The organism is Balneolaceae bacterium (assembly GCA_034521495.1).
Classification (GTDB): Bacteria; Bacteroidota; Rhodothermia; order Balneolales; family Balneolaceae; genus Rhodohalobacter.
Genome location: JAXHMK010000018.1, coordinates 81,211 through 100,364 on the forward strand (window position 1 = coordinate 81,211; position 19,154 = coordinate 100,364).

At 41.8% G+C, this 19,154-nt stretch carries 13 protein-coding genes; 5 read left to right on the forward strand and 8 right to left on the reverse strand.

Annotated elements, in window-relative coordinates; translation table 11 throughout:
• Window positions 1-62 precede the first annotated feature (62 nt).
• Both U5K72_16775 and U5K72_16780 read right to left on the reverse strand, forming a co-directional pair.
• A complete protein-coding gene (locus U5K72_16775) occupies window positions 63-902 on the reverse strand; it encodes a prolipoprotein diacylglyceryl transferase family protein (GenBank protein ID MDZ7720471.1) in 840 nt (279 codons plus the stop codon).
• A 57-nt stretch (window positions 903-959) separates the two neighbouring features.
• A complete protein-coding gene (locus U5K72_16780; GenBank protein ID MDZ7720472.1) occupies window positions 960-2,780 on the reverse strand; it encodes a hypothetical protein in 1,821 nt (606 codons plus the stop codon).
• Window positions 2,781-3,371: 591 nt separating this feature from the next.
• On the opposite strand from U5K72_16780, the gene clpB reads away from it, so the two are divergent.
• Complete coding sequence (clpB, locus tag U5K72_16785; protein MDZ7720473.1) at window positions 3,372-6,008, forward strand: ATP-dependent chaperone ClpB; 2,637 nt, start codon at window positions 3,372-3,374, stop codon at window positions 6,006-6,008.
• A gap of 163 nt (window positions 6,009-6,171) precedes the next feature.
• Here the strand turns inward: clpB and U5K72_16790 are convergent, their stop codons facing one another.
• The 3 genes from U5K72_16790 to U5K72_16800 all read right to left on the reverse strand — a co-directional run bounded on the left by U5K72_16790 (window position 6,172) and on the right by U5K72_16800 (window position 8,949).
• Window positions 6,172-6,582: a DUF1761 domain-containing protein gene (locus tag U5K72_16790; protein ID MDZ7720474.1), complete on the reverse strand. Its 411-nt coding sequence runs from the start codon at window positions 6,580-6,582 to the stop codon at window positions 6,172-6,174.
• A gap of 461 nt (window positions 6,583-7,043) precedes the next feature.
• Window positions 7,044-8,147, reverse strand: a complete 1,104-nt coding sequence (locus tag U5K72_16795; protein MDZ7720475.1) for an aminopeptidase — start codon at window positions 8,145-8,147, stop codon at window positions 7,044-7,046.
• Window positions 8,148-8,334: 187 nt separating this feature from the next.
• A complete protein-coding gene (locus U5K72_16800) occupies window positions 8,335-8,949 on the reverse strand; it encodes an ABC transporter ATP-binding protein (protein ID MDZ7720476.1) in 615 nt (204 codons plus the stop codon).
• A gap of 142 nt (window positions 8,950-9,091) precedes the next feature.
• Here U5K72_16800 and U5K72_16805 point away from each other — a divergent pair, with 142 nt between their 5' ends.
• Both U5K72_16805 and U5K72_16810 read left to right on the forward strand, forming a co-directional pair.
• On the forward strand, window positions 9,092-11,005 hold the full coding sequence (locus U5K72_16805) for a hypothetical protein (protein ID MDZ7720477.1): 1,914 nt from the start codon (window positions 9,092-9,094) through the stop codon (window positions 11,003-11,005).
• A gap of 7 nt (window positions 11,006-11,012) precedes the next feature.
• Entirely contained in the window at window positions 11,013-12,563 is a 1,551-nt protein-coding gene (locus tag U5K72_16810; GenBank protein MDZ7720478.1) for an acyl-CoA carboxylase subunit beta, read from the forward strand.
• A gap of 596 nt (window positions 12,564-13,159) precedes the next feature.
• Here the strand turns inward: U5K72_16810 and U5K72_16815 are convergent.
• Window positions 13,160-13,600, reverse strand: a complete 441-nt coding sequence (locus tag U5K72_16815) for a CBS domain-containing protein (protein ID MDZ7720479.1) — start codon at window positions 13,598-13,600, stop codon at window positions 13,160-13,162.
• Between the two features lie 176 nt (window positions 13,601-13,776).
• Between U5K72_16815 and U5K72_16820 the strand changes: the two genes are divergently transcribed.
• Window positions 13,777-15,132 carry a replication-associated recombination protein A gene (locus U5K72_16820; protein MDZ7720480.1) on the forward strand — a complete coding sequence of 452 codons (1,356 nt, stop codon included), beginning with the start codon at window positions 13,777-13,779 and terminating at the stop codon, window positions 15,130-15,132.
• 598 nt (window positions 15,133-15,730) lie between these two features.
• Window positions 15,731-16,288: an NAD(P)H-dependent oxidoreductase gene (locus tag U5K72_16825; GenBank protein MDZ7720481.1), complete on the forward strand. Its 558-nt coding sequence runs from the start codon at window positions 15,731-15,733 to the stop codon at window positions 16,286-16,288.
• On the opposite strand, the gene U5K72_16830 is transcribed toward U5K72_16825, so the two are convergent.
• Entirely contained in the window at window positions 16,274-16,978 is a 705-nt protein-coding gene (locus U5K72_16830; protein ID MDZ7720482.1) for a response regulator transcription factor, read from the reverse strand. The two genes, U5K72_16825 and U5K72_16830, sit on opposite strands and share 15 nt — an antisense overlap.
• Window positions 16,968-18,692, reverse strand: coding sequence for a HAMP domain-containing sensor histidine kinase (locus tag U5K72_16835; GenBank protein ID MDZ7720483.1), 1,725 nt, complete (start codon window positions 18,690-18,692; stop codon window positions 16,968-16,970). The genes U5K72_16830 and U5K72_16835 overlap by 11 nt, the downstream gene beginning before the upstream one ends.
• Between the last annotated feature and the right edge of the window lie 462 nt (window positions 18,693-19,154).

Genomic DNA, 19,154 nt, shown 5'->3' on the forward strand with positions numbered 1-19,154 from the left:
TTCCCAAAATCACCATTTCCACTTGTTAAAGATCTTAAACTACTGTTATTTATTACTTTAAATTACTTAAATTTAAAATTTCGGGGTAACTTCTCGTTTTCTTTTAGCTTGACATAGGTAAAATATGAGAATATAAAAATAGTAATGCTATATAAGAGGGGCGCCTGCAAATGATGAGCAATTGAACTCTCTGCTGATGATTGAAAATCTCTAAAGTAGTAAATAATAAAACGCCCTACAGTGAAACTGATTACAAAAACTGAGGTTTTAAGTCCTGCTAATTTTATTCTTTCAAAGACAATCCATGCAATAGTTATTGAAAGAATGATAACCAGTATTTCGTATATCTGGGTGGGATGAACGGCCTGAACAGATGCAAAATAACTTAGTGGGTTTTCAGTAATTTGAGCTCTGTGCACGAAACTATCACGGGGGAAAACAACGCCCCACGGCATATCGGTTTCCTTTCCATAGCAACAGCCATTCAGAAAGCATCCTGTTCTTAAGAAAATTAAAGTAACGGCTACATGGGGAATTAGTTTATCTGAGGTTTTCAGAAAAGGGAGTTGTTGCCATTTAGAAATGCCCCATAAGGTGAACAACGATAGATATAACCCTCCAAACAGGCTAAAATTTGAAAGTGCAAATTTGTAGATAATAGATGGATCGAGTAGCGTTCTCTCCAGGAAAAATGCAGCATAAAGAATTCGTGATCCAATGATAAATGAAACACCGATGATACCAGAGATGAACCAACGATGATAACGGCTTATGTCATTTTGTTTAAGAATTCCCAAGAGTTTATATAAGAAATAAAGTCCTCCTGCTACTCCAAAAAATTTATAGGAGCTTACTGAATACGGTACACCACTGATAGAAAATTCAAATAGTGTTTCATACATAGAGTGAATATGATTGGAAGATATTTATTAACAACCCTTAGGATTTTTATAGTTCATTCATTTCCAAAACTCAGGAGGTAATCGTTCTGATGACCAACTTCCTGTCATCATTTCAGGTTTGGATGTAGTGCCCATTAACCAGTAACCTGATAATGTATATTTGTCTTCTCCTTTTATTTCAAACTCTCCAACGTAGGTGATACCAACTCCCTGTTCTTTACCTGTTAAAGTTAGGCTGTTGTCTGTAAATACACCATGCAAGTAAATAACCTCTTCATCTTCATCCTCAGCAGTATAAATATTATAGGCTGTTTTCATACTCGAATTATCAGAGAATCCGGAGGTAAGCTCATCTTCTACATCGTATATAATCATCGTTGCTTCATATTCCTGGCTATTCTCAATAATTTCCAATTGAAGTACAAATGGTTGCTCAACACCTATAAATTGGTCAAAGTCAATTTCTTCAAAATCATCTATTTCACACCCCTCTGCAAGATCTTCATCTTCTTCGATATCCTCGGAGTCAAAGTTGATTTCTTCAATGACCAGGGTACCATCCCACCTGCCGGTAAGATCTTTGCTTAGCTCATCATCTCCGTCGTCGTCACCATTTTCATCAGGTTCACTAAAAACTGACAATTCATTCATTGCACCAGCAATTATATCGGTGACCTGTTTCTCAAAATTCCCCCAAATATCCACGGATTTAAATTCCCAGTTACCTTCCGGAACCACCATCTCAAATTCTGTAGTATTGCTTACATAGTCGGTTAGCCCAATTAACACCTGAGTAATATTATCAAAATTTGAATCGGTAGCTTCAGCTACCACAATATCGCATTCACTTCCGGTTTTACTTTTATCCACTATTTTAACTCCACCCCATTTTGGATTGCGATTCAGCCAGTTTTCAGGATTTCGAGCTCCTTTTGATGTATTGTAAAGATTCTTTAGAGACTCACTTAAATCTTTGGCCATTTCACTGTTATCAATAATTTCATCTATGGGTACATATCCACTCAGGTAATCTTTTATTGCATTCTCTACTTGCTCGAGTTTTCCATCTCCATCCAGAGGAGCATCAACTGCTTTCTCCGCATTATCTATGTAATTATTTGCGTTTTCCACCATTCCCATACCTTCACCCAGTGGCGTTGCCTCTTTTACTGCTTCAATGAGTACAGTGGCTCCTTTATTTATTCCTTCAGCTCCCTCTTTTACAAAAATCTTGTGTATATCAAGATCTTTTTCCTGAGCCATTTCAATAAATTCTAAATTATTGTTGAAATCAGCGAAGATACTATTCGCTTTTGTATCGAGTTCTCCTTTCTCTAATTTTTTCCAAAAATCATCTTCATTTTCAGACTCTTGTTTGGTTTCTTCTCTCAACCAGTCATTATAAAGTTGTGACCTTTCCTCTTTTGTTAAATTTGAAGCAACCGTTAAAACTCTTGTCCGGGCTCTTTTGGAAGAGCCGGAAATCCATCCAAAAAAATCTACCATGGCCCCTTTTAAGTCTTTTTTTGGAGTATAATATTCGAAAATATTTCCTGCATCATTTAATTCATCACGATGTTCAGCAGCAAAAGCAGAAAAGGAATCTAAGGTTTCTGCAACTTTCATTAACTGCTCTTCCGTCATCTCTTCTTCCAAAAATTTACTCTTATAGTCATTCGAAAAAGCTTTGATGATAGTAAACATGCCATCCTGTTTTACTGCATGTGCTTCAACTAAAAACAGATAGGCATCTCTCACATCAGTTTTGTCTACATCCGGTGATAGCGGCGAATCTCCATTTTCACAGCTACTCAGAATCAACATTACTATTCCCACAAAGAAAAGTGGTACGGATATAATTTTCAGGTAAGATTTCATAGCCCCGCCTCAATGTTAATTAACTGTAGAATACTCTTTTATCTACTTTTTAAATTAATCAATTCCGCATTTTGGTACGCTTTAATTGAATAGTACTTTCTCTATAAATGATGTAATCATTTCACCTACGATCTTATTTATCAAGTTTTTTCAATCTTAGAAGGCTTTGTAAAACTCTGACCGTCATCCTGAACTTGATTCAGGATCTCCAAATACTGACTATAAAGACGAATGGAGAATCTGAATCGAGTTCAGATTGACCAATAACCACGGTTTTGCAAAGTCCTCTCTTAATTACGCGGGATCAACAGATCAGGACTCTACAATTTATACGTTGGATGGAGTGAGAGCACCTGCAATATGGATGAGGATATATTTAATTACTGGAATTAAAGCTGTTACTCAGGAACCTATCTAAGCTGACAATCTCCCGTTTAGATTTAACATTATGTCAGATATCTGCCAACTCCGTTTAATTACCTGTTGATAGGGTGTTTTGTTCGTCAGGATTCTGCAATTCCGACAGTTCTTTATTTGGAGGTACGGTTTTAGCAACAACTCTAAATAAAAAGGCACAAATATTAGCAAGTTATGAACTTCAATAAATTTACGATAAAAGCTCAGGAGGCTGTTCAGGCTGGTATTGAGCTTGCACAAAATGAAAATCACCAGGCGGTTGAACCGGCACACGTTTTACGGGCACTGATTTCTGATCCCGAAAACGTAACGGTGAATATGCTGAAAAAAATTGGTGCAAATATTCCCAATTTGCAGGAAAGACTGGATCGGATGATTAAAAAATTTCCGGTTGTGAAGGGTGCGTCTGTTTCCGGACAGTATCTTTCAAATAAGACCAAAGAGGTTTTTGATAAGGCCCAAACTGAAGCCGATGAACTCGGAGATGAATATATCAGCTCCGAACATGTTCTCTTAGGTATTTTACAAGTTTCATCTGAAGCGGGATCAACCCTGAAAGAGATGGGTGTTCAGAAAAAACAGGTGTTACAGGTTCTCAAGGATGTTCGCGGATCACAAAAAGTGGATGATCCCAACGCCGAAAGCCGCTACCAGGCACTGGAAAAATATGCCCGGAATCTGAATGAACTGGCTGAAAAAAATAAGCTGGATCCTGTCATTGGACGCGACCAGGAGATTCGGCGGATTATGCAGATTCTTTCCCGCCGCACAAAAAATAACCCTGTACTAATTGGTGAACCGGGGGTTGGTAAAACGGCGATTGCTGAAGGGCTTGCTCTGCGAATTGTACGTGGTGATGTACCGGAAGGCCTGAAGACCAAACAGATTGTAGCCCTGGATATGGGGTCACTTGTGGCCGGAACAAAATTCAGAGGTGAGTTTGAAGAGCGCCTGAAAGCCGTTGTACGCGAAGTGATCGATTCAGACGGTGAACTGATTCTCTTTATTGACGAAATTCATACTTTGGTTGGAGCCGGTGCTACCGAGGGGTCTATGGATGCCGCCAACATCTTAAAGCCGTCACTGGCAAAAGGTGAACTCCATGCTATTGGAGCAACCACGCTGACCGAGTACCGAAAATACATTGAAAAAGACAAAGCTCTTGAGAGAAGGCTTCAAACTGTATATGTAGGTGAGCCTTCGGTGGAAGACACTGTATCGATTCTGAGAGGTTTGCAGGAGCGGTACGAAGTCCATCACGGGGTTCGCATAACGGACGCTGCAATTGTGGCGGCTGCGGAGCTATCTCACCGATACATTGCCGAGCGATTTCTGCCGGATAAGGCGATAGACCTGATTGATGAAGCTGCATCCCGGTTACGTTTGCAGATCGATTCAATGCCGGAAGAACTGGACCATATCGAACGGCAGATTCGTCAGCTTGAAATTGAACGGGAGGCTCTGAAGCGAGAAAAAGACGATGCCAAACTCAAATCAAATGAGAAAGAGTTGGCTGACTTGGAAGAAAAACGAAGCTCCATGCGAGCTCAATGGGATTTGGAAAAGAATCTCATTCAAAAAACCCGCGAACTCAAGCAAGCCATTGAAACGGCAAAATTGGAAGCCGACAAAGCCGAACGGGAAGGATTCTACGAAAAAGTGGCTGAGTTGAGATATGGAACCATCACGCAGCTTGAAAAAGATCTCGACAAGACGAAAGAGGAACTGAATGAAGTTCAGGAAAACAAATCACTCCTGAAAGAACAAGTTGAAGCGGAAGAGATTGCGGAGATTGTCTCTCGCTGGACCGGCATTCCGGTAACGAAGATGCTATCAAGTGAACGGCAAAAACTGTTGATGCTTGAAGATGAACTTCATAAGCGAGTAGTTGGTCAAGACCAGGCGATTGAAGCTGTATCTGATGCCGTAAGAAGATCTCGTGCAGGATTACAGGATGAAAATCGCCCGATTGGATCGTTTATGTTCCTGGGATCTACAGGTGTGGGTAAAACTGAGCTGGCCCGATCTCTGGCTGATTTTCTTTTTGATGATGAAGACGCCATGATTCGAATTGATATGAGTGAATACATGGAAAAACACAGCGTCAGCCGTTTGATTGGTGCACCTCCCGGCTATGTGGGATACGATGAAGGTGGTCAGTTAACCGAGGCGGTTCGAAGAAAACCCTATTCCGTAATTCTCCTGGATGAGATTGAGAAAGCACATCCGGATGCGTTCAATATACTGCTCCAGGTTCTTGATGACGGCCGGTTGACCGATAATAAAGGCGTAACGGTAAATTTTACCAACACGATTATTATCATGACCAGTAACATCGGCTCTCACCTGATCTCAGAAGAGATTGAGAAGAGTGGTGGAGAGATGGACGAGGATACATACAGAGATCTCCAGGCTCAACTGCTTGAAAAACTTCGAAAAACTATCCGTCCGGAGTTTCTGAACAGGATTGATGATGTGGTTGTATTTCATCCACTGGACCAAAGCCATATCCGTCAAATTGTGGATATTCAGTTGCGGCGAGTGGAGAAAATGCTTGGACGAAATAAAGTGTCACTCAAAATTTCGGATAAAGCCAAAGATTGGCTTGCAACCCGGGGTTACGATCCCGTGTATGGTGCACGTCCGCTGAAGCGGCTCATTCAAACGGAGATCGTCAACCAACTTGCCAAGCAGTTGATTAAGCGCGAAGACGATACTGAAATGGTTGAGTACGAAGCGACCGTCAGTAAAGATGGAAACAGCCTCGAATTCGTTGAAGTGTACAGTGACGCCGAAGCGTGGGCGGATTAAGGGTAGTGAAAAGGCAAAACGCAGAAGGCAAAAGTTTTCGTCTGTCGATTGTTTTCTTCGGCGGACGAATTCCCAAGTCAATAAACATTTAATCCGGCAGGCGAAAAGAACAATCGCCAGCCGGTTACTTTTCACTTTTCCCTTTTGCGTTCTGCCTCGCCATCTACCACCAGCCAAGAATAAGGCCTGCCAAAACCAATCCCACCACATGATATCCGTTATCCAGGAAGTGGAGTTTCATTGGAACTTCAGTAAAAATTCCGGTTGCACCAGCAAGTGAAAACACAAAACCGGCTCCGGCTCCAAATCCTATGAGGGCACCGTTTGCGGCTCCCACAACCCCAAGAGCTGTTATGAACAGGGCGAGGGAGACGACCCCAATAAATTGAAGGATAAAGGAGTAGAGATAGATAATAGGGTTGGGCTGTTCCATCGTTTCAGGGTCTAAATTCCGGAGTTTCATCCAGATATTCCCGAAAAAAACAGGGCTGTACCACAAAGCCCCCAATGCAAAATAAACCACCGTTGCTACAATAACTGTAATCCAATTGAGTGAAGTAAGTAGGTCAGACATGAGTGTGGGGTTAAGAGTAAAGGTTACTCTTATTTAGTTAATAAAATCTGAAAAAAGCAATATTATTGTGATAAGAGACTGCTATCAAAGCATTTAGTGCCATAATTTATTCCTAAATATACTCTCTAAACTACACATATACTGGCGAAAGCGTACGTATCTGTTTAGCGGCTGAAAGCAGAATTTTTTTGATCTCAGATTGGAGATATGCGATATTCGATCGCAGATCTAAGAGGAAGAGGTTCAAATCGTATATCTGAGATCAAATATCTCCAATCGCATATCGGTATTCCATACTCTACAAGGTTCTCTATTCAACGGTTAGATTGACAATCATTCGCTAAGCACATACAAGCGGACGCTTGCGCCAGCAGAGGAGATTTTAAAACAAAGAGAATCAAATGAAAAGTAGATGAAGATCCGCGAAGTCTGGGAGACTTCGCGGATCTGGTATAATCGGCTCAACCTAACAAAGACTCCGGATTCAACCCTTTCAACTCCTCTTTCACAAATTCCCGCCCTTTTCGTATCAGCTCTCCGTCGCAATACACATCCGGCCCGATGCAGACCAGGTCCCAGTGAATACTGCTTTTGTTACCGTTCGGTGCAATGGCATAATCTTTTCCGAGCGTAAGGTGATTGGAGCCGTAGATTTTTTCATCAAAAAGAATATCATACATCGGTTCTTTAATCACCGGATTTAATCCAAAACTAAATTCACCAAATCGGCGGGCCCCCTCGTCTGTATCCAGAATTTCTTCGAGAGCGATGTTGTTTGAGGAATCAAAATCCACAACAACGCCGTCTTCCACTACAAGCTTCACAAATTCGAACGGTTTACCCTGGAATACAGAAGGTGCGTACGTGATCTGCCCGTTCACCGAATCAAGAATAGGAGATGAAAAAAGTTCACCATCAGGAATATTTCGTTTTCCAAAACAAGGGATCCAATTTTGTCCCTTTACAGAGAATTCGATATCCGTGCCTTCTCCTTTCAGCCGGATCATATCAGTCTCACGGAGAAGTTCTTCCAGAGGAACCATAGCTTTTTGAAGGGATTCGTAATCAAAAATACAGGCGTTGTAATAGAATTCTCGAAATTTCTCAGTTGGCATTTTCGCATTCATTGCAAATGCCGGGGAAGGATATCGTAATACAACCCAATTCGTTTTTTCAACACGCTCTTCATAATGAACGGGCGTGAGAAAATGTTTAGAATAAGCACTGTTCTCCTCTTTTGAGACGGCAGAATTTTCATAAATATTTTCTGATGCACGAATTCCAACAAATGCATCCATCTGGCGCATGAGGGGTAGCTGGTCAACCGCAGCAATATGTTTCCAAAAATCTGGTGTCCCGCTTTCCAGCATGACCCGGTTCACTTCGGTATCTTCAATCCTGATGAACGGATTTGCATCTCTTTTTCGAACTTCCTCCACCAGAGCTCTCATAAGGCCTATTCCATTCAGGCCAATGAGTTGAAGCATGATATTTTGCCCCGATTCCAGTTCTGTACTGTGTTCGAGCAATTTCTGTGCAAGTTGTTGATCTTCTTTTGTATACATCTGTTTTGTTAATTGTTGGTTGGTCGTTAGTGGATTGTCGTGTCAATGGTGCGAATGTTTGTACTAATGGCGCGAGCGTCTCGCTCGTGCCCGTGATATAAAGCACAAGCGAGACGCTTGCGCTATCTCGTCCAGGCCATCCGTCAGACGGGTTATGTGGCAGACAACGAACAACAAACGACTACCTTTATTTTTTTAGTTCAATAATTTCATTACAAAGTTCCAGTTCATGTTGCTGATTTGAGGCGATTACAACCATTCGCCCTGAATTTTTAAACTGATCAACCAGCGTGGTGATAACCTCTTTGCCGGCCTCATCTAAATTTGAACCGGGCTCATCGAGTAGTAATATATCTGGATTATGGATAAATGATGCTGCCAGTTTTATTCGCTGCTGCTGACCCGTTGACAGTTCACCAAAATTGATATCTATTAACTTTCTTGCTCCAAGTGGTTCAAGCAGATCTGCAAGTGATTGTTTGGGATTCAATGACCGCACATTTTGAATAAATTCAAGATTTTCCCGGACGGTCAACTCCTCATAAAGTTGGATATATGGAGCAGCGAAGCCTAAAACTTTTTTTAAATCTGTACGGTTGATATCATGCCCGTTTACTCGCCATTGAACAATTCCTGAAGTGGGTTTTAAAAGCCCCGCCAGGCATTTCAAAAGGGTAGATTTCCCTGAACCGTTGATACCAGCAATTCCTAAAACAGGTGTATTTGTTTCTATGGAGAGATTACTAAAAACGGTCTTTGACCCGAATCGCTTTTCCAGGTTGTCAGTATTTAATTGTATCATCAACAAAAGGTAGCCTGAGTGCAATCAAAAAGAAAAGTTTTTTTAAATGAAGCTCTTATTTTCTAAGAAATAGGAAATGTGATAAATTACCATAAATATCATCATTTACGTATTGACTCGTAACCTCACTCCTCAACACATTATGGAGCAGATTTCAGAACAAATATCTCAAGAACTTCTCCAGGAACTTCCCGATCAGGTACAATTTTTCACACCCGATGAACTGCTATCAGCTGGATTTCCATACATAGTTGTCGAAACAATTCGAAAAAATGTGGCATCCACTATCGGTTCTGAACTACATATGCCTGAATCCAAGTGGGTTCAACAAGAAGACGGGAACGTCCAACAGGCCTGGCAGAATTTTATGGATATATCTATAAAACATTTGCGATTCCCGGCCTCCAAACTATCATATATACTGGCAGAAGCTGTAGAACAGTGCCTGGAATTGGCCCTGAAACCACGACAGGCTGTACCCGAATTGATTTTCAGAACACGTGATACTATCGATTTTGAAACGGCTAAAGTGAGAGTAGAATCGCTGGAGGTAAATAAACAGCTTGGCCTGGCCCTCTTGCGGTATATGGAAAAGAAAGAGAAAGATGAGATTACGATTGAGCAGGCGAAAGAACTGGTGAAAAAGATCGATGAGAGGCTGGCTGAAAATTACCATCCGCTTAACTGGGCACAGGTGCTTAAGCCGGTTTTTGAAATCGCGGGGCCTTCTGTGGATACCGAACTTTTCCAGATTTTCTTTGATGATAAAGAGAAACCCGTTTACGCCCGAAAATTCGGTCAACTGAATGATAATCTCAATGAAACGGAACTGATTGAAGTACTGAGTTCGGCAGATCTGCTGGATATTGATGAGGATGAAGATGAGCAGCCGGAGCTTTTTGTGCCGGTTGAAGAGGAGTCGGAACCTGAAAAAGTGGTAGAGATTGAAAAAACCGACGAGGATGAAAAAGTTATTACACCCGAGGAAGAGCAGGTGGTGGAGGAATCGGACCAAAAAGATCATCGGGAAATTCAGCTTGAGGAACCCGAAGATTTTGAGGAACCGGAAGAAAAAACGGTTGAGCAGGATCAACCGGAAAAGAAGGAGGACTTTGTTGCTGAGGATCCCACGGATGCAGAAGATATTGATGACACAGAAGAAGAGGAGGAGCAGGATGAAAATATTGTAGATCTGTTTTCCCAAATAAGAGAGGATGATCTGTTTGAGGAAGACAAGAATGAGCAGTCATTATCACTTGTTGAGAAGGAAGATGAGCAAGATGCTGAAGATGACAATATCACCCTGCTCAGTAAATTTAAGTTTGATGATAGCGGAGAAGATCTGCTGCAGGATGATACTCAAGATGATACAGAGACTCCTGAATCATCCGGGAAAGAAAACCCCTCATCAATCTACGAGGAGATGAATCTTGTAAAAAATGACTTGACAGATGTTCAGGAAAACAAAGATTTTTTTGAGACATCCCCTGAAGAGAGCGAGGAGAATGAGGAGGAATTTTCCCTTAACATTGAAAATAGGGAGAAGGAAGAGGTTGAAACCGAACAAGAAGAGTCCACGCAGCCAGAGCCGGAAGCTGTGGATTCCGATGAAGAAGAAGATGATCAACCTATGTGGCGGTCTTTCCTGGAAAGAGACGATCTTGATACAGATTCGGGGTACGAGTATGACGAAGATTCTGAGGATGAATCTACAGATGAGTTTGAAGAGGAGATGGATGATGGGTTTATAGAGGAACCGATCTATGATTTAACAACCGATGATGAGGCCCCTGACGAAAAAATAAAAAAAATTTCCAGGTGGCTGGACGATGAGAAAGATCGGTTTATTGATGAAATTTTTAAGGGGTCAGACGCAGCTTACGAGCAGGCGTTGTTAGAAATAATGGATTTCCAAAACTGGAAGGCTGCATCTATGTATCTTGAGAAAGAAGTTTTTTCAAGAAATAAAGTAGATGTGTATGATGAAGCAGCAGTTGATTTTACAGATCGGTTGCATAGCTTTTTTTTAGAAAACAATTCAAAACAAGACAATTGAGATTAAAATGACAAAAAACGGAAAAGTACAACGGTTACAAAAACTAAGAGAGGAAGCAAAAAAGGGCGGAGGTGAAGTTCGAATAAAAAAACAACATGATAAAGGAAAACTAACGGCGCGGGAGCGTATTGACATATTGGTGGACAAAGGAAGTTTCGAGGAGATCGATGCCTTTGTAACTCACCGAAGCCAGGCTTTTGGGCTGGACGGTAAGCAAGTTTTGGGGGATGGCGTAGTAACTGGTTTTGCAAAAATTGAAGGCCGGCCTGTGTATATCTTCAGCCAGGATTTTACGGTTTTCGGCGGATCACTTTCCGAAACTCATGCAGAGAAGATTTGCAAAATTATGGATCTGTCCATGAAAAACGGTGTGCCGATTATCGGGTTGAATGACTCGGGCGGAGCGAGAATCCAGGAGGGAGTGAGTTCTCTCGGTGGGTATGCTGAAGTTTTTTGGAGAAATTCCATGGCTTCGGGAGTCGTACCGCAAATTTCAGCTGTGATGGGCCCATGTGCCGGTGGAGCTGTGTATAGCCCGGCACTGACCGACTTTGTATTTATGGTAAAAAATACCAGTTATATGTTTGTTACAGGCCCCAACGTGGTAAAAACAGTGACGAACGAAGAAGTTACCTCTGAAGATTTAGGCGGTGCAAGTGTGCATGGTACGAAATCGGGTGTAGCCCATGTTACAACCGAAAACGATGCTGAATGCCTGCGCCAAATTCGGCAGATGATGACGTATGTTCCGCAAAACTGCGAAGAGAAAGTACCGGCTCAAAAATCAGTGGAACCTGATTCTAAGAAAGCAGCTCAACTGGATGAACTTGTACCACTGAATCCCAATAAGCCGTACGATATAAAAGATGCTATATCAGGTGTGATGGATAAAGATTCCTTCTTTGAAATCCATGAGAGCTATGCTGATAACATCGTGGTTGGCTTTGCACGACTTGATGGCCGAACAGTGGGAATTGTTGCAAATCAGCCTTTATCACTGGCTGGCGTGCTCGATATTGATGCGTCGCTGAAAGGTGCCCGGTTTGTTCGCTTCTGCGATGCATTTAACATTCCGCTGGTTGTCTTTGAAGATGTTCCGGGATTCCTGCCGGGAACCGACCAGGAGTGGGGCGGAATTATCAAACACGGAGCTAAACTGCTTTATGCATTCTGTGAAGCGACTGTGCCAAAAATGACCGTCATTACCCGGAAAGCCTATGGAGGAGCGTACGATGTTATGAACTCCAAACATATTCGTGCCGACTATAATGTGGCCTGGCCGACGGCAGAAATTGCCGTGATGGGGACCAAAGGAGCGGTTGAGATCATCTTCAGGAAGGAGATTGCAAATGCCGACGATCCCGAAGCAAAACAGAAAGAGCTGGAGGATGAGTATAACGAAGAGTTTGCACATCCATACAGGGCAGCGGCCCGCGGCTTTATTGATGATGTGATTGAGCCTTCAGAAACGAGAGAAAAACTGATTAAAGCGTTTGAGTTGAGCCAGAATAAAGTCGATTTCATACCCAAGAAGAAGCACGATAATTTACCGATTTAATAAAAAGAACCTGGCAGAGCACGAACGAAGTGAGTTCCTGCCAGAGTTCTTTATTCTTTTATACAAAGGCAATGGCGAGTCTGCTACGCCAAAGACTTCGTTGACCATGGACTCTCAGTCAGGATTGAGTTCCTGCCAGGTTCGGTCGTGAAACGCACAGGAGACTGTCCGAAATGGATGTGAGAGAAATCAATATTCTCATTTTTGTCATTCCGGACCCCGATCCGGTATCTCCAAGCATATTTAAAGTCTGGAGATTCTGTCCCAAGGACTCCTTTGGAGAATCGGGCCTGCCCCGGGAATGCGGGGTTCAGACATGACATCTTTTTGGAGAGCCTCCAAATATTTCAAGCACACGCGAGAAGTCGGAGCTGAGAGTTCGATAATGATTAGAAGCGGAGCTTCAATGGTGGCGTTCCGAAGGAGGACCTTCGGAACGAGTAAAGTCGGATTTGAGAATTCGAGTAAAACACAAAAAATAATTTAGTGTTTTGGTGTTTTAGTGGCTACACTTTTTAAACAATCCTAAAACGACACTCGCAACTCTGCCAGGAATCCGAAAAGCACGGATACTCTGGCAGGTTGCTGAGAATATGCTATCCCGGGTATCCTCCGCCGGTGATATAATTTCGCAGGGATTTGATCTCTACTTTTTGTTGGTCAATGACGGATCGTACAACATCACCGATTGAAATTACGCCGGCTAATTGCTCTCCGTCTCGTACCGGCAGATGCCGGATTTTGTGTTCCGTCATCAATTTCATGCAGACCTTTACGTCATCTTTGGGCTGAACGCAAATTACATCCGAAGTCATAATATCTTTGACCGGTGTATTTTTAGATTGCCGTCCCTTTAAAATCACCTTATCCCTGTAATCTCGTTCAGAGATAATTCCGTTTAAATTTTCATCATCAATAACCAAAAGAGCACCGATACCCAGTTCCGACATTTTTTTAATGGCAACGAACACTGTGTCATCTGAGTGAATCGAGTAGATTTCAGATCCTTTGTGATTGAGCAAATCTATTACTTTCATGGCAGTTCCCGTTTTTTTAGAAGTAAATATCTATTTTTAATAAACGGTTTTTTTTATGATTTGCAAGTATTTTTAAAGATAAGAGGGTCTGATAATGTAATGGTTCTCCAAAAATCATGGTTATCTTGGTACATTGAATGAATATGAAGAAGCTAATATGATAGAAATTAATTGATATGGATCTCTTTGAGGAAGGCAGTTCAGGTGATTCAATACCGGAACAAAATTATGAAGATCAACCCTTAGCTACACGAATGAGGCCGCACTCTCTGGATGAATTTGTGGGACAGGATCACCTGGTGGGCGAAGGAAAAATGCTTAACCGGATGATTAAAAGCGGTGTGATCGGGTCTCTTGTATTTTACGGACCACCAAGTTCGGGAAAAACAACCTTGGCTCATGTTATATCAAGAGAGATTGATGCCCGGTTTGAAGTGATCAATGCTGTTCTCGATGGTATTAAAGAGTTGAGGAAGGTGGTCTCAAAGGCGGAGCATCAGAAAAAAGCCACAGGGAAAAAGACCATACTTTTTGTGGATGAGATTCACCGGTGGAACAAAGCCCAGCAGGATGCGCTTCTGCCGCATTTGGAATCCGGGGTTCTGACATTAGTGGGAGCTACAACCGAAAATCCGTTTTACACACTTGTGAGTCCGTTGCTTTCTCGCTGCCAGCTGTTTGAACTATATCCGCTAACGAAAGATGATGTTTTTGTAATGCTGGAACGTGCACTGAAGGATGAGGAACGAGGGTTGGGTTATATGGATATTTCAATTTCTGATGAAGCCGTTGATCACTTTGCCGATTATGCCGGTGGCGATATTCGAAATGCGCTTAATGCATTAGAAGTAGCAGCTCTCTCCACACCGAAAAGTGAAGATGGGAGCGTGAAGATTACGCATGATATTGCAAAAGAGTCGATTCAAAAAAGAAGTGTGCGGTACGATCGGGCCGGGGATGAACATTATCACTACGCCTCAGCGTTTATTAAGTCGATGCGGGGTTCGGATCCTGACGCTGCACTATACTGGTTGAATGCCATGCTGGAGGGTGGGGAAGATCCACAGTTTCTATTTCGGCGAATGCTCATATTTGCTTCCGAAGATGTAGGTATGGCCGACCCTTACGCTATAACGGTAGTCCATTCTGCTCACGAAGCTTTTCTAAAAACGGGTATGCCGGAAGGATTCTATTTTTTATCGCACGCATGTATATTTTTGTCCGTCAGCCCCAAGAGTAACAGTACAAAAGCGATCTTTGAGATTAACAGCGAGATCAAAAAGAAAGGAGCTGGAGAGGTTCCATCACACCTGAGGGACAAGACGGCAAACAAATTGGCGTCCATGTATTTAGACGCCAAAAATGCGTCGGACGATTACAAGTATCCTCATAGTTTTACCCGCCATTGGGTTCGGCAGCAATATCTTCCCGACAGCTATAAGGACAGATCCTGGTTTGAATTCGGAACGGAAGGAAGAGAGCCCACTCTTCGTAAAAGGCTTGAAAAAATTAAGAATAAAGAAAAAAAGTAATAATCGGTTCATATAAAAAAACATGCCCGGAATTATCCATTCCGGGCATGCGAAGTATTGGAGCTATTGCTCGATGTCTACCATAACATGAGTTCTTCGTATCAGGAAGTTCTTTGTTGTCAATCACTGATCTAATGATAGGGTGTTTTCAAATAATTACCAAATAAAATTAGTCAAATATTTATAAATACATAGATAATTAAGTTATTATAGTATATTGTAAGCGCTTTTTTTAGGCATAGATGGATTTTAACGATTTAAAAAAATTTAGAAAAATTGATTTCCCCAAACTGGCGCAAGTGTTCAATCCGGTATTTCAAAGCATAAATTGGAATAAAGTTAGATAATGTCTTCCTGGAAAAAATCTTTCTACAATCAGTAAGCCAAGGATGTCACTTGTGCCAAGTTTTTTGCAAAGGGAAAGGGGCACAAGTGACGCTTCGCTTAACACTTGCGCCAGGCGGGAAACGGGCTATATCGGCTGCTGAATTCGTGAATAGTCTTAGAAATTTCGCCAGCCGAAAAAGACACTCGACAGGCGAAGAACTTAATTGGAATGAAAATATTTTAAGCCCTGTTTTCAGGGAAAAGAAAAATTATGAGTCATATACACATATTATCCGCAACCGACCGGCCCAACTCTAATGCTCTAAAAGTGGCCGGTTATGCCAATCAATTTTTATCGAAAAAAGCGACAACAAGGATTTTTTCCCTGAAGGATTTTCCAATTCGGGATGTAGCAGGAGGGAAGTACAATGACAAACCTCAATCCGTAGAAGAGTTCAACGAAAAATTCCTCTCTGCAGATGGGTTCGTGTTTGTGATTCCCGAATACAACGGCGGGTTTCCGGGAATTTTGAAACTTTTTTACGACTACCTGCCATTTCCTAAAGCTTTTAATAAATCACCGATCTGTCTGATTGGAGAAGCAGCCGGGGCATTTGGTGCGTTACGGCCGGTTGAACAATTTTCGCAGCTGTTAATTTACCGACAGGCCCATATTTTCCCTGAGCGGATATTTATCCAGCGAGTCAATGATTCTTTCGACGAGGAAGAGGGACTCATATCTGAGAAAATGCAGAAATTGTGGGAAAAACAACTCAACGGCTTTCCGGATTTTGTAGAGAAGATAAATGCCGGTTTAGTTGAGGCGTAGCATATACCCGACTCCGTGGAGAGTAACTAAAAACCTGGGATCGTCAGGATTCTTTTCAATTTTTGCTCGCAATTTAGAGATGTGTACATCCACCGTTCGGGTGTTTGTACTGTATTCATATCGCCAAACTTTCTCGAGGAGATCATCTCTCGAGATGGGACGATTGGCATTTGAAAGAAAAAACTCAATGATTTCTACTTCGCGCGTGGAGAGTTCTTCCTCTTTTTGATTCGGTTTTAGCACTTTACCGTCATTCAGATCAATCTTAAAATCTCCGAGTTTTAGCAATTCCGCAGGACCGGATTTAGAGTATGCATTGGCTCTTCGTAATCTTGCCCGAATTCTTGCCAGTAACTCCTTAACTCCAAACGGTTTTGTGATATAATCATCGGCGCCAAGATTAAGTCCGGTTACTTTATCAATTTCCTGGTCTTTGGCAGTAAGCATAATGACGGGAAATGTGTACTTCAGATCACGGATCTCCTTGCAAATATCATAACCGCTCACATTTGGAAGCATCAGGTCCAGAATCATCAGATCCGGCTCAAACTGCTGAACGGTTTCGACAGCTTCAGCACCATCTTCAACCACAGCTACTTCGTAATTTTCGGCGCTAAGTGTGTCTTTCAGGGTAAAAACAAGGCTGGGCTCGTCTTCTACAATTAAGATTTTTTTCGATTTATCCGACATAATTATCTAATTCAATACTTTTTGGTAGATTTATTTCGTCCTCGCTTTCCTGCCGGTCATACTCCTCAGGTATTTCTACAAGAGCTTTAAAGGTTAAGGTGAACGTTGCACCCTGATCTGGCACACTATGCACAGATATTGAACCTCCATTTAATGTGACAAGATTTTTAACGATAGAGAGACCCAGGCCATGCCCTTTTGTTTTTGCTGTTAATGAATTTTCGACTCGGTAAAATTTGTCAAAAATATTTTTTTGAGCTTTTTTGGGAATTCCTTCGCCCTTATCAGTCACCGAGAGATTTACAGATTTAGAATCGGAACGTAGATGAATTTGAATACTTTTCTGATTATGACTGTATTTGAGACTGTTCTCAATAAGATTGTTTAAAATTGTTTCCAGGTGATCGGGATCAATCATTACAGGCGGGACTTTTTTATCAGCTTTAAATTCAAAAGAAAATCCCTTCTCTTCTATATAGGCCTTGTTATCCTGGTAATACTCTTGAACGAGGTTCTTCAGTTGATAGGGGGCTTGTTCAACAACTGTTTGTCCGGAATCAACTTTAGCAACATCCAGCAGTTTATCGATCATTTTTCTGAGCCGGATCGCCTCGCTGTAAATATGCGAACCATAATCTTTTAATCGCGATGCGTCCGTTACACGTCCGTCGGAAAGATTTTCTCCGGCGGCCTGCATAACTGCCAATGGAGTTTTTAATTCGTGAGTTACATTAGCCAGGAAACCGGCCTGCCGGCGAGCAAACTCCCGCTCTCTCTGAGCATTGATAAACATAAAGATAAATGCTCCAAACAGTACAATGACGGCAATTCCAAGAAGCACAAAATTTCTGTTTACAGATGCTTTTGTGGCTGCTACCGAGGGAGATTCAAGGAATGCTGCATATAGCACCCAATTATCCAGAAGATCCGGGAACCGTTGACGGATATCCACTTTCGCCCTGTTGTATGTAAACTGATCGTCACTGCTTAATAAGATATCATCCTGCATCCAGTCTCTCAGCCAAACCACAATACCCGATTCATCAGGTGATCCGATTTTGCTGGCCAGTTTTGGTTTCATCACACGGTTTAACAGGTAATTTTTATCAATAAGAAAATTTATATGTCCAACAACTTTTTGTTCACTGTTGTTAATCAATGCAAAAGTCATGGAGCGATGTGCATCAAACTCCACACGTGTGTTCCAGCGATAGTCTTGAAGCGAAACAGTGTTCATCCTTGTTTTTGAAATTCCAATCCCGTCACATGCTTCTTTAGGTACTTCATTATCTACCACAAAGGATGATGTTTGCCGGTCAAACCGATATAGATCCCGATCCGGGTGCCAGCAACCGATCCGCTCATCAGGTGTATAATAAATATTCGAGAAAAGTGAGTCCTCAATGGCACTGGCCAGAACTTCTCTGAAATGAGGTGGAAAATTTTTGTTCTCCTCCCAGGTATCTTCAAGATCGCTCATATCCAGCTTGCTGATGCCGCGAAACGGAGAGTAAAAGCGATGTCGTACAGCATGGGTAAACTCTTCCAACTGAGACTTTCGGTTTTCTTTTGCTGATTCAATGGAAGATTCTCGAAGAGCATACAGTGAATAGACATTTAACCCGGTCAGCACAACAACCGCTAAAATACCAACGCCAAGGAAGAACCATCGAAGCGTATTACTCTGTTTATATTTGTTAAAGATTGATTTCATGTTGAGTACTGAATTGTATGTAGGCTAATCCTGAAACTTAAATGAAAATAAGAATACTTTCAGGTACTAAAATTTTGAGGACTTATCCCATTTTTGTAAGTGTAAACTTATTGCATGTTGTATGTCCTTTTGTCTTGATACAAAAGAACGAAAAATCAAGACTGTGAATACTTGGCGGCGGACACGAGTTCACCGTGGAATCCTTTCAATGGTCCATCAGGTTTTCAGCCCTTAAATTTCGCTCCTCGCCGGTATGAAAGGATTCTTCTCACGGTTCTCTCGTTGTCCTTTTTCCCGCCAACTATTCAAGGTCGGTTATTTTCCCAAAATCACCATTTCCACTTGTTAAATGTATTAAACTACTGTTATTTAATACTTTAGCATACTTAAACTTATAATTTCGGGGTAACTTCTCCTAAAATTTTCAGTTGTACGACAAATTGTGCTTAGCTTGGTCACACC

What these genes read in the sequence shown, in the direction of transcription:
- U5K72_16795 (MDZ7720475.1), bottom strand. Translation starts at nt 8,147, where the DNA reads ATGTATACAAAAGAAGATCAACAACTTGCACAGAAATTGCTCGAACAC.
- U5K72_16830 (MDZ7720482.1), bottom strand. Translation starts at nt 16,978, where the DNA reads ATGTCGGATAAATCGAAAAAAATCTTAATTGTAGAAGACGAGCCCAGC.
- U5K72_16775 (MDZ7720471.1), bottom strand. Translation starts at nt 902, where the DNA reads ATGTATGAAACACTATTTGAATTTTCTATCAGTGGTGTACCGTATTCA.
- U5K72_16835 (MDZ7720483.1), bottom strand. Translation starts at nt 18,692, where the DNA reads ATGAAATCAATCTTTAACAAATATAAACAGAGTAATACGCTTCGATGG.
- U5K72_16800 (MDZ7720476.1), bottom strand. Translation starts at nt 8,949, where the DNA reads ATGATACAATTAAATACTGACAACCTGGAAAAGCGATTCGGGTCAAAG.
- U5K72_16780 (MDZ7720472.1), bottom strand. Translation starts at nt 2,780, where the DNA reads ATGAAATCTTACCTGAAAATTATATCCGTACCACTTTTCTTTGTGGGA.
- U5K72_16825 (MDZ7720481.1), top strand. Translation starts at nt 15,731, where the DNA reads ATGAGTCATATACACATATTATCCGCAACCGACCGGCCCAACTCTAAT.
- U5K72_16815 (MDZ7720479.1), bottom strand. Translation starts at nt 13,600, where the DNA reads ATGAAAGTAATAGATTTGCTCAATCACAAAGGATCTGAAATCTACTCG.
- U5K72_16790 (MDZ7720474.1), bottom strand. Translation starts at nt 6,582, where the DNA reads ATGTCTGACCTACTTACTTCACTCAATTGGATTACAGTTATTGTAGCA.
- clpB (MDZ7720473.1), top strand. Translation starts at nt 3,372, where the DNA reads ATGAACTTCAATAAATTTACGATAAAAGCTCAGGAGGCTGTTCAGGCT.
- U5K72_16805 (MDZ7720477.1), top strand. Translation starts at nt 9,092, where the DNA reads ATGGAGCAGATTTCAGAACAAATATCTCAAGAACTTCTCCAGGAACTT.
- U5K72_16820 (MDZ7720480.1), top strand. Translation starts at nt 13,777, where the DNA reads ATGGATCTCTTTGAGGAAGGCAGTTCAGGTGATTCAATACCGGAACAA.
- U5K72_16810 (MDZ7720478.1), top strand. Translation starts at nt 11,013, where the DNA reads ATGACAAAAAACGGAAAAGTACAACGGTTACAAAAACTAAGAGAGGAA.